We start from the raw sequence: 12,769 nt of genomic DNA, 5'->3' as shown, positions 1-12,769 counted from the left end.
TCCGTATGTTCGATGTCGTGTCGTCGGCGGCCATCGAAGAGGGCCGAGCTACCGACGCGTATTTTACTCGGACCCGCGAGACACTCGAAGGTGCCGGCCGCAACCCAGAGGTCGTCTGCGAGGTGACTGCCGATCAGTTCCCTACCGGTGAGTTCGAGGTGTTCGCAGGGCTGAAAGACGCTGCACACCTACTCGCAGGCCGCGACGTAGATGTCCACGCACTCAGAGAGGGAACGCTGTTCGACGGCGGGCCGGTGATGCGTATCGAGGGACCATACCTCGCGTTCGCAGAACTGGAGACGTCGCTGCTGGGCTTTCTTTCGCCGGCCAGTGGGTGGGCGACGGCCGCCCGCCGGGTGGCGACGGCCGCAGGCGAAACGACAGCGCTGTCTTTTGGTGCCCGCCACGTCCACCCATCGGCGACAGCGGCGTTGGAGCGATCGGCGCTCATAGGCGGGATGGATGGCTTCTCGCACGTCGCCGCTGGAGAGGTGCTCGGTCGCGACCCTGGCGGGACGATGCCTCACGCGCTAATCATTTGCTTCGGCCGCGGCGAGCAGGAGGCCGCTTGGCAGGCCTTTGACGAGCACGTCTCCGACACCGTCCCCCGGGTCGCGCTGACCGACACGTATACAGACGAGGTGGATGAGGCCGTGCGCGCAGCCCGCGCCGTCGACAACCTCGATGCAGTGCGGCTCGACACGACCGGCTCGCGACGAGGAGACTTCCGCCATATCGTCCGAGAGGTGCGGTGGGCGCTCGACGACGCAGGTTTCGACGACGTGGGTGTCTTTGTCTCTGGGGGAATCGACGCGGAGACGGTTAAACGACTCCGCGATGATGTCGATGGCTTCGGCATCGGCTCTGCGATATCGAATACCGAGCCGGTCGACTTCGCGCTCGATATCGTGGCCCGCGAGGGTGAGGGGGCCGCCAAGCGAGGGAAGCTATCGGGGCCAAAAGAGGTGTACCGCGCAGGCGAGGAACACGTCGTCCGGCCGGCCGACGAGCCCGGGCCGACCGACGGCGAGCCGCTGTTGACGCCGCTCATTGAGGATGGCGAACTCGTCCGTGAGTTCGATATCGACGATGCGGCTCGCCAGTGTGCCCGTGACGCAGAGCGGGTGGGCTTCGGCGAGTAGTAAGCAAGCGGACGGCCGGGCGGCTTTTGAGGCCCCAGCGGGTGAATCGGGGGCCACTGCCGCACTAACTATTTCCCAGATGGCTCCAAGCGCGGCGCTGGGCAGGCGGATTGATAGCGAAGCGGTCGCTCGCGGACAGTAGTGGCTGAGGGGAGTAAGCCCCCTTCTGTTCGGCCCGGCATTCGGCTGAGCGCCCGCCGCGGCGTCCGGGCTACCAGGTGCGACGGGCTTGCACCGGCGAGGATTCGCCGTTCCATCGATCCCCGCCCGTCGACGCTCTCCGGGTTAGCTTCCTCGCCTTGCGGGTCAGGTCGCACGCGACCGGACCGGAAATCCAGTCGCGCCGGGGGTAATCTCCCCGCGGATCACGGCTGTGGACGGGACGTGTCGTTTCTGTTCCAGCGCCAGCGGTCTCCCGCTCCGGACTTGCGTCCGGTCGCCTGCCCGGACGGTGGGGGGACTTTCCTCGCCGCCGGGGTCGCCCCCGGCGAGGCGGTGGCCGGGCTCCCTCTGCCGACCACTACTTGACGGGCCAGCGTCCTAAGCGCATCGGCTCGGGGTCACAAATCGTATGCCGGTCGCCCCCCCACCCAAGGTATGCGACGGGTGGTGGTCGTGGCGGCGCTGCTCGTGCTCGGCGGCTGTGCTGGCGCGCCGACGACGCCGAGCGGTAATAAGGCGCCGACAACGACCCCGGCACCGACCGAGACGTGGGACGGCGACCCAGAGAATCACTTCCGCGAGCGGACGCTGACAGTCGCCATTGAGGCCCCGACGGACGGTCGCGACTACCGCCGTTTAGTGCGAGCGGCCCTCGACTACTGGAGCGAGACCGCCGAGAAGTACGCCGGGTTCCCGATCGATTACGAGGTGGCGCCGGATGCCTCCACCCCCGATATCCGGGTGCAGTTCGTCGCGGACGTAGGGACCTGCGGCTCGGAGACGGACGAACTGACGGCCGGGTGTGCGCCGTACCTGCAGGCGGCGCCGGTCGACCGGCCGATTGGGGTGCGCATCGAGAGGGGATACGACGACGACTCAACGGTTCGGTTGCTTGAGCACGAACTTGGCCACACGCTCGGGCTGGACCACGACGACGCGCCAGCGGCGGTGATGAGCGCGCAGGCGAACTTAACGACTCTTCCACAACCGAACGCGACCGACCGTGCACTCCCCTGGACAGGTCCGAACCTCACCTACTACGTCGATTACGAGACGGTGCCGGCCGAGGAGCGCGCGGAGACGCGCGAGCAGGTGGAGGCCGCGTTTGGCTACGTCGCCGACGGGGCTGAGGGGACCGTCCCAGAGAACGTCACGTTCACGCGGACAGACAATCGTACGAGTGCCGATGTGGTCGTCCGCTTCACGGATGCAGATCCGTGCACGAGCGGCGGCTCCTGTGGCTCACTACGTGGTTTCGACCCTGACGGCGATGCTGCTTTAGAGACATACAGCCGACTCGAGGTGACGCTCGTCGACGTTGACACAGAAGCCCGCGGCTGGCACATCGGCTACTGGACCGCCCGCGGCTTCGGCTTGCGGGGAGAGGAACTGCCGGCACCGCTCCAATCCGATGACCCCGATGTGCGCCGCTCCGAATGGTGGCGTTAGTAGAGTGTTGAGATTCGGGCGTTCTCCTTGATTTCGACGCCGCCTTCCGGAACCGTCAGCGGAATCCGAGGGAGTTCACGTACACGCAGCGTCGGGTGGGTGACGCCTAAGGAGACGAGCCGTCTGTGGGGCGCGAGCAGTAGCGGCTCGTCAAGGTCGGCAAGGGTCTCATTATATCGGACGAGATAGGTCCCGGCCTCGAGTTCCCACCAACCGTACTCATCGTCTTCGTCGCGGTAATCAAGACCGACGGCATCCGTCTCCGGCGGATGATACTCATCGCCGCCGAAGTCGATGTCGCCGCCATAGTCGATACGGGCGATATACTCCGCGGTCAGATCGACGCCGTCGTCACCAGTCTGTGTCGGCTCATGAATCAGCGCCTCAACGTGGTCGCTCGGATTGGCCATACCTCACCCTCGCCGGCTGGACAGGAAACGGTTCCGACGTACCGTTCGTGTGTCGCTCCCGCTCCTTGGAGGGGCGAACCCTCGCGGCTCCGTAGTCGTTGCTCGTGAATCAGCAGAGAGAGCGCCGCACTACTCCCATCGGAAAATCCCGTCTTCCTGGACTGTCTCACCGTCTATCTCCAACTGTGAGTCGCCGCGCATGTCAGTAATGAGGTCGACGTGGACCGCCGACTCATTACCCGACTCTCCGTCAGAGAGGTTGGCGTCGTAGGCGCGCCCGAGCGCGAGGTGGACAGTGCCGGCCATCTTTTCGTCGAAGAGAATGTTATCCGTCACCCGATCGATACCGCGGTTCATCCCCACGCCAAGTTCGCCAAGTCGCCGAGCTCCCTCATCGGTGTCAAGCACCTCGCGGATAACTTGCTCTCCTTGCGCGGCGGTAACGCCGGTTACTGTGCCTTCTTCAAAGGTGAGTCGGACGTCACGCACCGGCTCTCCGCGGACGGTCATCGGCACATCGAACGTGACGTGTCCCTCTGTCGCGTACGGCGCGGTGAACACCTCCCCGGAAGGGAGGTTGTGGGAGTCGTAGGCGACGCTAGCACAGGAGTTGACAGCCGTGCGGCCGTCGATTGCCAGCTGGAGGTCCGTTCCCTCGTTGCGGATGCGAACCTCTGACCCTGCATCAAGTAGATCTTTCAGCCGGCTCATCTCGTCGGCGAGGCTCGACCAGTCACGGAGGATGGCATCGTAGACGAACTCGCGATAATCGGCATAGGCCATCCCCGCCTGCTGGGCCAGCGAGCGTGTGGGATGGACCGTCGATACCCAGTCAGTTGCGTAGCGAGCCTCCCGAACCGCCTCCCTCGCCTGCCGGTGTGCCGTCTGTGTCGCTGGCGGTATGCCAGCGTTTTCAGCAGTATTGCGGCCGCCGCCCAGCCGGAGCACGCTGTCGGCCCGTTCGTACAATGCCCGCTCATGGGTCGGCTCAGTGAACTCTCCGCTGTGTGCGGTCGCGTATGCTCGCTCAAGTTCTGCGGAGCCGTACGTCGCCAGCGGGGTCGCGCCCCGTTCGCCTAGTACAGCGGCGACGGCGACACCGAGGTCATGGGCACCCTCCGCCACGTCAATGACGACGTCATCGCCGGCCTCAACGCGTGCGCTCCAATCAACGAGTATCTCCGCGTGCTCGCGTATCCGTGGGTCCATAGCCGTGCCAGCGGGCGGGCGACCAATAGCGCTGTGGACCGCGAGGCCACGAAAGGTAACGCCTATACCCCACGCTTCAATACTCGGGGCCATGCAACGGCGAGTCGCGGCAATCTACTTCGTCTTCTTCGTGGTGCTGGGGGCGAGCGCCTACTCCGTACTCGCGGTGGCCGAGCAGCCGGCCGTCGACGTTCCCGGGGAGACGTACACGAACGGCAGCGAGTTCGCTGTCGGGGGTCAGGAGTACACCGTCGTCGTCGAAATGCAAGAGTCCGAAGGCGGCGGACACGGCGGCGGGGGTGGCGCCGAGCCGGTCGGCGAACTCGTCTACCTCAACGAGTCGGCCCGGATGACAGCCACATGGGACAACGAGAGCACTGTCACCTATCGTGGCGAAGAGTATCGGGTCGAACTCAACGCCGACGCATCGCGAGTGCGACTCGTCGAGACATTCGATGTCCCCGCCCGTCTCCAGAACGACTCGGCAGTGTACAACGAGACAACCACTATCGAGGGTGTCGAGTACGTGACTTACCGCGAGAATGACACCAACGTTCGGCTCGACGAATACCTCCCCAAGCCGACGACATACACCTTCGAGGTAGGCGACACCATCGAGTACGACGGCGAGACGACTACCCTCGAGTCCGTCGATACCTCGGCTGCCACGCTGGCATGGACTGCCCCCGAACAGCAGTCGATCACACTTGAGGAGGGAGCGAATGTGACACTGGCCGACGGCAACCAGTACTACGCCCACTTCAAGACCCACGGCGAGCTACGGGTCACTATTGCGCCGACGACCACCTACAGCGACTACCAAGGTGACCTCGCGCGGCAGGAGTACTTCCATGAGCGCCAGAACGGCCTGTGGGGCGTCATCATCCTCTCCGGCATCGCTGCATTCCTCATTATCTCGATGGCGTACATGCCGGTCAAGGGGTAGTTGTAATCTACCTATCCTGCGTCCGTCGGGCGTCTGACCACATTATAAACGGCCGGCGACGGAACCCCGCCTGATGGTCGCCACCGGCACGCTCGTCACGCTGCTCATCGCAGGGCTGGCCTCACTGTTCATGGCGTGGGCCATCGGCGCCGGGTCCTCTGGATCGACACCTTTCGCTCCTGCCGTCGGCGCCAACGCCATCAGCGTGATGCGAGCCGGCTTCGTGGTTGGCCTGCTTGGGCTGGCAGGTGCATTCCTCCAAGGCGCGAACGTTACCGAGGCGGTAGGGACGGAACTGGTCGTCGGGGCGCCGCTTACCCCGACAGCAGCCATCGTCGGCCTGCTGACGGCGGCCGTACTGGTCGCAATCGGCGTCTTCGCCGGCTATCCCATCGCGACAGCGTTCACCGTCACCGGAGCTGTCGTCGGCGCGGGGCTTGCGCTCGGTCGCGGGCCGGCATGGGCCAAATATGGCGAGATAGCGACACTATGGCTGCTAGTCCCGTTCGTCGGCGGCGGCATCGCCTTTGCCACCGCGCGGCTGTTGCGCGACGACCGGGTACCGGAGCGGGTCGCAGTCCCCGTCCTCGCGGCGTTAGTCGGTGTTCTACTCGCGAACATTGAATTCGTCTTGCTCGGACCAGGGACGAGCGGGCGCGGGATCGCCGCGGCTGCCGTCAGGCTGGTCGTCGGCGAGACGGCCGGCGGTGAACTTGTGCTCGTGGGGAAGTTGCTGGCTACGCTCGCGTTTGCGCTACTGGTCGCCGGCCTGCTGTATGCCGACATCCGCCGCGATGAGGCAGCCGGCCAGCGGCATTTCCTGCTCGCACTCGGTGGGCTGGTGGCGTTCTCGGCAGGCGGCTCGCAGGTCGGGCTCGCGTTAGGCCCACTGTTGCCCCTGCTGGGTCCTGAGACGGTGGCCGTGCCGTTACCGGCGCTGCTGTTCGTCGGTGGGCTGGGTCTGCTGGTCGGCTCCTGGACTGGCGCGCCACGTATGATAAAGGCGCTCGCACAGGACTACTCGAGTCTCGGCCCCAGGCGATCTATCGCGGCGCTCATCCCCTCCTTCGCGATCGCGCAGTCGGCGGTATTTTTCGGTGTTCCTGTCTCGTTCAACGAAATAATCGTCTCCGCCATCATCGGGTCGGGCTACGCCGCCGGCGGCGCGGGTGTCTCTGGCCGGAAGATGGTCTACACCGTGCTGGCGTGGATTGGCTCGCTCGGGTTAGCGGCTGGTGTCAGCTACGCAGGCTATCTCGCGGTGGCCGCCGTGCTGTAGTCAGTCGTCAACCTCGACCGCTCCCTCATCGGGCGTCTCTTCGTCGGCCAGCCGGGTAACTCGGGCCTTCATGATGCGGGTGTTCTCTACTTCCTCAACGCGTATTTCAGCGTCGTCGTAGGCGATGAGTTCACCTTCCTCTACCAGTCGGCCAGCCCGGTTAAAAATGAAGCCAGCGATGGTCTCGAACTCCTCGCCCTCGGGGAACGACAAGTCAAGCCGCTCGTTCACCTCCTCGATGTTCACTTCACCACGCACGAGCGCGGTATCGTCGTCGACGAACTCGATTGGCTCTTCCTCCTCTCCCTCAAGAATCTCGCCGACAATCTCCTCGGTGAGGTCTTCCATCGTGAGCAGTCCCTCCGTTGTCCCGAACTCGTCGATGACAATGACAAGCGGCATCCGGTTCTGCCGCATCTCCTTCAGCAGGTCGTCGACGTTCTTCGACTCAGGGACGTGCAGCGTCGGCTCAATGAGTTCCTCCAGCTCGACATCGTCCTGCTCGCCGTAATTGAGGTCACGCACTAGATCACGGATGTGAACGACACCGACCACATTGTCAAGACTTCCCTCATAGACTGGCAAGCGGGCGTGGCCCGACTGAATGCATGTCTCGATAGCTTCGGTGATGTCGGCATTCTTCGAGACGGCCGTCATATCGAGCCGCGGTGTCATCACCTCTTTGGCGATGGTATTGTTGAATCGGAAGACGCGCTGGAACATCTCGCGTTCGTCTTCCTCAATAACTCCCTCGCGCTCACCCGTCTCGATGATGTCGCGAATCTCCTCGCGGGTGACATAGGAGGTCTCGATGGCCGAGCGGCCGCCAGTCACCTTATTGACGATACGGGTCAGGTGGTCGAAGAGGACGATGAGCGGAAGAAGAACGTACTCGGCGATCTTCAGCGGGCGGGCCACCCGGAGCGCCCACGATTCGGTGTTCTCGACGGCGTAGCTCTTGGGCGCGCTCTCGCCGAACAGCAGCACGAGCGCGGTAATGCCAAAGGTGGCTGCGAAGACGGCCTGCCCCTGGGTGAGGAACACCGCGAACAGCCCCGTTGCGATGGAGGACATCGCGATGTTGACGATATTGTTGCCAACAAGGATGGTGATGAGCAGCCGGTGGGGATCGTCGCGCAGCTCCTTGAGCGTCCGCGAGCCGCGCGTTCCCTCTTCGGCGAGTGATTCGATGCGGTGGCTTGCCAGCGAAAACATCGCAATCTCCGAGGAGGAGAAGAACGCCGAAAGCAAGATGAGCACGCCGATGACGACGGCGCCGAGAGCGACGAAGGCGGCGTCGCTCACAGTTGCGACACCGAGGTCGACCTGCGCGGCCGGAAGCAGAGCAGTTGAACCCATCGTGTAGACTGTCGGGCGTTGCCGTGCGGGGGGATTAAGGGTTCTGTCTCCTCGAGCCCTCCAACAGGGGCGACACCCTTACGTCACGAACGGGCATAGCGCGAGGCATGTCCGATGAGACGATTACCCTGTACCGGCTACAGGGCTGTCCATTCTGTGAGCGGGTGGTACGGGTCCTGCAGGACAACAACGTCGACTACGACTCACGGTTTGTCGAAGCGCGCCACTCCCGACGGAACCCGGTGAAGCGCGTCTCCGGCGCTCGCACGGTACCAGCCATCGTTGACGAGTCGACCGGGGTCACCATGTCCGAGTCGGCTAATATCGTCGAGTACGTTGAGGCGACCTACGGCCGGGAGACGGCAGTAGAGGACGAGCAGGTGCGTGCCGACGGGGGCGACTAACCGATGGATTTGGGCTTTGAGGTCGTCGATTTCGCGGAAAGCGACCACGTCGAACCGGGCGAGCAGGCGCCAGATTTCACCCGCCCGCTCGTCAACGACGAGTACTGGGCGGATGCGTCGCTGTCAGAGCTTGCCGCAGAGAATCCCGTGCTGCTCGTCTTCCACCCAATGGATGGTGACTTCCCTGCAACATACATCTGGCAGGAGGTGCGCGACCGCGACTGGCTGGAGTACGACGCGCAGCTCGTCGGACTGTCAATCTCGACGCCGTACGAGCACAAGGAATTCATTCGAGAGTGGAACGGCTTCGACGAGTTCCAGTTCTTTTCGGATCCGGCCAACAGCGTTGCCGAAGAGTATGGCATCGTCCACGACCTCGATGGGATGGCTGGCATCGCGGAGCCAAAGCCGGCGGTGTTCCTCATTGACGAGGAGATGACTGTCGAATGGGCGTGGGTTGCAGAGACGTGGCCGGACTTCCCGCCGTATGACGCCATCGAAGCGGAATTGGCGGAGCTGTAGACGTGTCCGTCTCTGAGGCCCTGCTCGACCGGGCGGCCGCAGCAGTCCGAGAAGGCGACCTCGTCGTCTACCCGACGGAAACTGTGTACGGGCTGGGCGCGGATGCGCTCAACGCCGCAGCCGTCAAGCGGGTGTTCGACGCAAAAAATCGCGACCGTTCGAAGCCCGTCTCGCTTGCTGTCCCCTCCGTTTCGGCCGCCGCCAACGTCACCAAACCGACTGACCGCGAGCAGGCATTCATGCGTGAGTTCCTGCCCGGCCCGGTTACAGTCGTCGTAGAGCGGGGGCCGGCGGTGCCAGACATCCTTACTGCGGGCAGCGACCGGGTCGGCGTGCGGGTGCCCGACCACGAGGTGGCGCTTGCTCTGTTAGAGCGAACACCGCCGCTGACTGCTACGAGTGCGAACGTGTCTGGCCGGGAGAGCGCACAGACTGTCGACACGCTCGACGCCGAGATACGCGGGGCCGCACAGACTATCGTTGACGCCGGCGAGACAGCGGGCGGCCGCGGCTCGACGGTTGTCGATGTCGCGGCCGGAACAGTCCACCGTCGCGGTCCGCTCGCGGACGCGGTCGAGCGGTGGTTGCAGCAGTAGCGAGGCGAAAACTCACCACGGAGAATACGTCGAGCAACAGGAGAGGAAAAAGCGCTCAACCCTATACCACCGATTGAGAAATCCGATGGCTTCAGCCGTACGACGGGGGCAATCAGAGGGGTCGCGCCCAGGCGTTGCCTGAAGATCGTAACGACGGAGAGTTCGTAATCTTGTCCGCGAATCCGGTAATAGAGCTTCTGAGGCGAGTAAGCAGCCGTCGCGGGATTGCTGAAGGCGTTTGCGCATTGTCTGACCGCGGCATCGTGCCCGAGAGTGGCGGTGTCAACCGTCCCGCCGAGCGTTCGGATTGCTCAACTGAAGTCTCGGACAGTCATCTCTAGCGTGTCCAAATCGAGGATTGGTGCGAAGCCGGCATCGGGGTCGATATTGACCGATTGCTGAAAATCCGTCTGTGCCTGCCAGCAGCCAGAGTTGACAGCGACGACGCGACGGTACTTCCCCCACCCTAGTTTGTGGACGTGACCGGTGTGGAACACGTCGGGCACCTCCTCCATCACGAGGTAGTCTTTTTCCTCAGGCGCTAGCCGAGTGTGGCCGCCGTACTGCGGGGCGACGTGGCGCTTCTTCAGCAGCTGGTACATCGCCTTGTGCGGCTGGTCGTAGCTGGCTTTCTCATCGGGAAGTTCGGCGATAACCTCGTCCAGCGAGACCCCGTGGTACATGAGTATCTGTACGCCTTCTACGTCGACCAGCGCGGGATTACCGTGAATGCGGGCGTCGTGGGCAGACATGATGTTGCGCAGCTCCTCGTCGAAGCCGGGTTGTGGCTCCGCGAGCCGGACAGCGTCGTGATTGCCCGGAATCAGCAGTATCTCCATGTCGCCGGGCACCGCTTTCAGATGCTCCGAGAATGCCTCGTATTGCTCGTAGATGTCGACGATATCGAGCTCTTCGTCTTGATCGGGATAGACACCGACGCCCTCGACCATATCGCCCGCGACGAGTAGGTACTCGACGTGGCGGGCCTCTTCAGTGTGGAGCCAGTCCGCAAAGCGGTGCCAGGCGTCTGCGAGAAACTCCTGCGAGCCGACGTGGATGTCGGAGACGAGCGCCGCCTGCACGTGTCGGTCAGCCGTATTAGGCCGATAGGTGCGGGGCACCTCGGGGAAGTGAAGTGAGTCGACAAACAGAATGTCCGCGTCGTCGCTGAGCGTCCCCTCAACGGCGATAACCTCGTCGAGCAACAATTCGTCTACCAATTCGGCGATACCTTTGTCCTTCATCACGAGACACGGGAAGACGCCGTGGGTATCCTCCAGTTCGACCAGCCAGTGGCCGCCAGCGGTCGACCGGATGTCGTTGACCATCCCGACGAGGCCGGCGTCGGTGCCACCACCCGACGCCTGCAGCGAGTCGGTGGGGCGGTGGTTTACCCGGCCGCGAAGCTGGCCGGCAAGCTTCTCGTAGCGGTCACGGAACACCGCGACGAAGTCTTCGTACTCGCCGGTACCCGTCGACTGGCCCGTGATGTCGCCCGCAACGGAGATTGAGCGGCGTTCGGGGTCTGAACTCCGCGCGAACGATGCGTCTCCACCCGGAGACCCCTTCGTTTCAACTGGAGCATCCTCCTCGCTGTCAGGTGGGTTCGGATGGGCTGCTCCAGTTGAAACAGGGGGGTCGTCGGCCTGCTCGTTGAGAACCCGCTGGACGTGGTCGGCTGTGAGGACAAGCGCGTCGTCGGGAGCGGCCTCTACGGCCAGCGCCAGCGCCTCCTCGGTGTCAGCTGCGCCCGCGAGCAAGGTAACCGCCTCGCGAGAGGCGTTGAATCCATGATTCGCGAGGGTTTTGGCGATCCGGGCGGGCGACTCGAGCGGCACGCTACGGGGCAGGAGATGGGTGAGCAAAAGCGTGCCGGACCGACGGAAGGCACCGAAGCCAGAACGTTCAAACAACTCGCAGGGGTACGAGACGTAATGAGCGACGAGTCGGGGCCGAAGGGGATACTGGAGTGGCTCCGCTGGCTCTGGACGACCGAACACCCGGCCGTCGTTTACGTCCGCGAGGTGACTACGAGCGTCGCAGCAGTGCTGGCAGTCGGCCTGCTCCTGTTCGCTGTCAGTGGGGTCTGGCCGCCGATGGTCGCCGTCGAGTCGGGCAGTATGGAGCCAAACATGGGAGTCGGCGAGCTCGTCTTTGTGATGGACGAACAGCGGCTGAAGCCCGACGCCGCGCACGCCAACACCGGCGTCGTTACCTACCAAGCCGGCCGGGAAGCTGGCTACCGGAAGTTCTCCTCGTACGGAGATGTTATTATTTACCGCCCCGACAACCGCTCTGGTACCCCTGTTATCCACCGGGCGCGATTCTGGGTTGCCGAGGGGGAAAACTGGTACGACAAGGCCGAGCCCGCACACATCGGCAACGCGGACAGCTGCGCGGAACTCCGCAACTGTCCGGCACCCCACGCCGGCTTCGTCACGAAGGGGGACAACCCAGCGACAAACGGCGAGTACGACCAGGTGACCGGGCTATCGGAGCCGGTTAAACCGTCTTGGATTGTCGGCACCGCGGAGTTCGGTATCCCTGGGCTGGGTTACGTGAAGTTGTGTGCCTCCGGAAGCGGTCCGTGTCCGCTCTACTTGGCGACAACCGGTCCGCAGACTTGGACCAAGGCGGCTGACGTCAACAGACCGGTTTCGGGTTGACGCCCATCGACTCCAGCCGCTCGGTGTACTCTTCATAGGCGACGCCGACCGCCGCGTCGGCGGCCGCGAGTGCACGCTCCCACGCCTCCTCGGACTCACAGCGGTCAGCGAGCAGCGCCGTCGCCCGCGAGAGTTGCTCATCAAGGTCGCCGCCCAGCCCGCGAAACAGACTCGCGAGCCCCGGCTTCGCTTGGCCGACGAAGAAGCCAGTCGTCTGTTCTTTGGACTTCTCGGCGACGAGGGTCCGACCAACGAGTGCACCCAGCCGCTCGGTCGTTCCCTCAACATCTCGCAGGTGTGCCTGAATCGCCGGCACCGCCGTCCCGGGCTCGTGGTCATCCAACTCCGCGGCCACTTGTTCGTAGTGGTCCCGCTCCTCGGCGGCACACGCCTCAAACGCCTCGGCGGCGGCCTCGTCACCGGCCGCGGCAGCCGCCTCGGCCCACGCAGCGAAGGTCTCAGCGGCAGCGTGCTCGGCGTCAGCGGCCGCCCGTAGCACGGCCTCCGGTTCCATCTCACCGTCGGTGTCGGCATACAGCGACTTCGATGAGCCGAGCCGCGACAGCTCAGTCTTGTTTCGGTCCTGCACGGCGTCAACGAACTCGTCTGCGTCCATACCTGCGCT

13 protein-coding genes and 1 other RNA gene are annotated in these 12,769 nt (G+C 64.1%); 8 read left to right on the top strand and 6 right to left on the bottom strand.

Translation table 11 applies throughout. From position 1 onward, the window contains the following. The first annotated feature begins 5 nt into the window (after positions 1-5). Complete coding sequence (locus ABEJ63_RS02835; RefSeq protein ID WP_375794833.1) at positions 6-1,142, top strand: nicotinate phosphoribosyltransferase; 1,137 nt, start codon at positions 6-8, stop codon at positions 1,140-1,142. A gap of 143 nt (positions 1,143-1,285) precedes the next feature. Here ABEJ63_RS02835 and rnpB read toward each other — a convergent pair. Continuing rightward, an RNA gene (rnpB, locus tag ABEJ63_RS02830) (RNase P RNA component) lies at positions 1,286-1,657 on the bottom strand. Positions 1,658-1,739: 82 nt separating this feature from the next. Here rnpB and ABEJ63_RS02825 point away from each other — a divergent pair. Next, on the top strand, positions 1,740-2,753 hold the full coding sequence (locus ABEJ63_RS02825; RefSeq protein ID WP_375794832.1) for a matrixin family metalloprotease: 1,014 nt from the start codon (positions 1,740-1,742) through the stop codon (positions 2,751-2,753). On the opposite strand, the gene ABEJ63_RS02820 is transcribed toward ABEJ63_RS02825, so the two are convergent. Both ABEJ63_RS02820 and ABEJ63_RS02815 read right to left on the bottom strand, forming a co-directional pair. After that, entirely contained in the window at positions 2,750-3,163 is a 414-nt protein-coding gene (locus ABEJ63_RS02820) for a dCTP deaminase (RefSeq protein WP_375794831.1), read from the bottom strand. The genes ABEJ63_RS02825 and ABEJ63_RS02820 overlap by 4 nt on opposite strands. Positions 3,164-3,292: 129 nt before the next feature. Then, the gene (locus ABEJ63_RS02815) at positions 3,293-4,372 is read right to left on the bottom strand and encodes an aminopeptidase (protein ID WP_375794830.1); all 1,080 of its coding nucleotides are present in this window, start codon (positions 4,370-4,372) and stop codon (positions 3,293-3,295) included. A gap of 91 nt (positions 4,373-4,463) precedes the next feature. Between ABEJ63_RS02815 and ABEJ63_RS02810 the strand changes: the two genes are divergently transcribed. After that, entirely contained in the window at positions 4,464-5,318 is an 855-nt protein-coding gene (locus tag ABEJ63_RS02810) for a hypothetical protein (protein WP_375794829.1), read from the top strand. Positions 5,319-5,391: 73 nt separating this feature from the next. Next, positions 5,392-6,597, top strand: coding sequence for an anion permease (locus ABEJ63_RS02805; RefSeq protein ID WP_375794828.1), 1,206 nt, complete (start codon positions 5,392-5,394; stop codon positions 6,595-6,597). Here ABEJ63_RS02805 and ABEJ63_RS02800 read toward each other — a convergent pair whose 3' ends face one another. Continuing rightward, positions 6,598-7,956 carry a hemolysin family protein gene (locus ABEJ63_RS02800; RefSeq protein ID WP_375794827.1) on the bottom strand — a complete coding sequence of 453 codons (1,359 nt, stop codon included), beginning with the start codon at positions 7,954-7,956 and terminating at the stop codon, positions 6,598-6,600. It abuts the gene before it with no gap. 107 nt (positions 7,957-8,063) lie between these two features. Between ABEJ63_RS02800 and ABEJ63_RS02795 the strand changes: the two genes are divergently transcribed. Genes ABEJ63_RS02795 through ABEJ63_RS02785 form a run of 3 tightly spaced genes read left to right on the top strand, consistent with a single transcriptional unit; the run spans position 8,064 to position 9,478 of the window. Beyond that, the gene (locus tag ABEJ63_RS02795) at positions 8,064-8,360 is read left to right on the top strand and encodes a glutaredoxin family protein (RefSeq protein ID WP_375794826.1); all 297 of its coding nucleotides are present in this window, start codon (positions 8,064-8,066) and stop codon (positions 8,358-8,360) included. A gap of 3 nt (positions 8,361-8,363) precedes the next feature. Further along, positions 8,364-8,882, top strand: a complete 519-nt coding sequence (locus ABEJ63_RS02790) for a redoxin domain-containing protein (protein WP_375794825.1) — start codon at positions 8,364-8,366, stop codon at positions 8,880-8,882. 2 nt (positions 8,883-8,884) lie between these two features. Next, a complete protein-coding gene (locus ABEJ63_RS02785; protein ID WP_375794824.1) occupies positions 8,885-9,478 on the top strand; it encodes an L-threonylcarbamoyladenylate synthase in 594 nt (197 codons plus the stop codon). A 311-nt stretch (positions 9,479-9,789) separates the two neighbouring features. On the opposite strand, the gene ABEJ63_RS02780 is transcribed toward ABEJ63_RS02785, so the two are convergent. Next, positions 9,790-11,316 (bottom strand): DNA-directed DNA polymerase II small subunit, encoded by a 1,527-nt coding sequence (locus tag ABEJ63_RS02780; protein WP_375794823.1) that lies wholly within the window; start codon positions 11,314-11,316, stop codon positions 9,790-9,792. 96 nt (positions 11,317-11,412) lie between these two features. On the opposite strand from ABEJ63_RS02780, the gene ABEJ63_RS02775 reads away from it, so the two are divergent. Further along, positions 11,413-12,144 (top strand): S26 family signal peptidase, encoded by a 732-nt coding sequence (locus ABEJ63_RS02775; RefSeq protein ID WP_375794822.1) that lies wholly within the window; start codon positions 11,413-11,415, stop codon positions 12,142-12,144. Here ABEJ63_RS02775 and ABEJ63_RS02770 read toward each other — a convergent pair. Next, the gene (locus ABEJ63_RS02770) at positions 12,122-12,760 is read right to left on the bottom strand and encodes a rubrerythrin family protein (protein ID WP_375794821.1); all 639 of its coding nucleotides are present in this window, start codon (positions 12,758-12,760) and stop codon (positions 12,122-12,124) included. The two genes, ABEJ63_RS02775 and ABEJ63_RS02770, sit on opposite strands and share 23 nt — an antisense overlap. Positions 12,761-12,769: the final 9 nt, after the last annotated feature.

This window comes from Halosegnis sp. (genome assembly GCF_042216475.1).
In the GTDB taxonomy this organism is placed as follows: domain Archaea; phylum Halobacteriota; class Halobacteria; order Halobacteriales; family Haloarculaceae; genus Halosegnis.
Note: the sequence above shows the minus strand (reverse complement) of the source record. Positions and strands in the feature narration are given on the sequence as shown.

Excerpts from the sequence above, each read along its gene's own strand:
- ABEJ63_RS02810 (WP_375794829.1), top strand. The coding sequence starts at position 4,464 with ATGCAACGGCGAGTCGCGGCAATCTACTTCGTCTTCTTCGTGGTGCTG.
- ABEJ63_RS02820 (WP_375794831.1), bottom strand. The coding sequence starts at position 3,163 with ATGGCCAATCCGAGCGACCACGTTGAGGCGCTGATTCATGAGCCGACA.
- ABEJ63_RS02800 (WP_375794827.1), bottom strand. The coding sequence starts at position 7,956 with ATGGGTTCAACTGCTCTGCTTCCGGCCGCGCAGGTCGACCTCGGTGTC.
- ABEJ63_RS02795 (WP_375794826.1), top strand. The coding sequence starts at position 8,064 with ATGTCCGATGAGACGATTACCCTGTACCGGCTACAGGGCTGTCCATTC.
- ABEJ63_RS02775 (WP_375794822.1), top strand. The coding sequence starts at position 11,413 with ATGAGCGACGAGTCGGGGCCGAAGGGGATACTGGAGTGGCTCCGCTGG.
- ABEJ63_RS02835 (WP_375794833.1), top strand. The coding sequence starts at position 6 with ATGTTCGATGTCGTGTCGTCGGCGGCCATCGAAGAGGGCCGAGCTACC.
- ABEJ63_RS02770 (WP_375794821.1), bottom strand. The coding sequence starts at position 12,760 with ATGGACGCAGACGAGTTCGTTGACGCCGTGCAGGACCGAAACAAGACT.
- ABEJ63_RS02815 (WP_375794830.1), bottom strand. The coding sequence starts at position 4,372 with ATGGACCCACGGATACGCGAGCACGCGGAGATACTCGTTGATTGGAGC.
- ABEJ63_RS02790 (WP_375794825.1), top strand. The coding sequence starts at position 8,364 with ATGGATTTGGGCTTTGAGGTCGTCGATTTCGCGGAAAGCGACCACGTC.
- ABEJ63_RS02825 (WP_375794832.1), top strand. The coding sequence starts at position 1,740 with ATGCGACGGGTGGTGGTCGTGGCGGCGCTGCTCGTGCTCGGCGGCTGT.
- ABEJ63_RS02805 (WP_375794828.1), top strand. The coding sequence starts at position 5,392 with ATGGTCGCCACCGGCACGCTCGTCACGCTGCTCATCGCAGGGCTGGCC.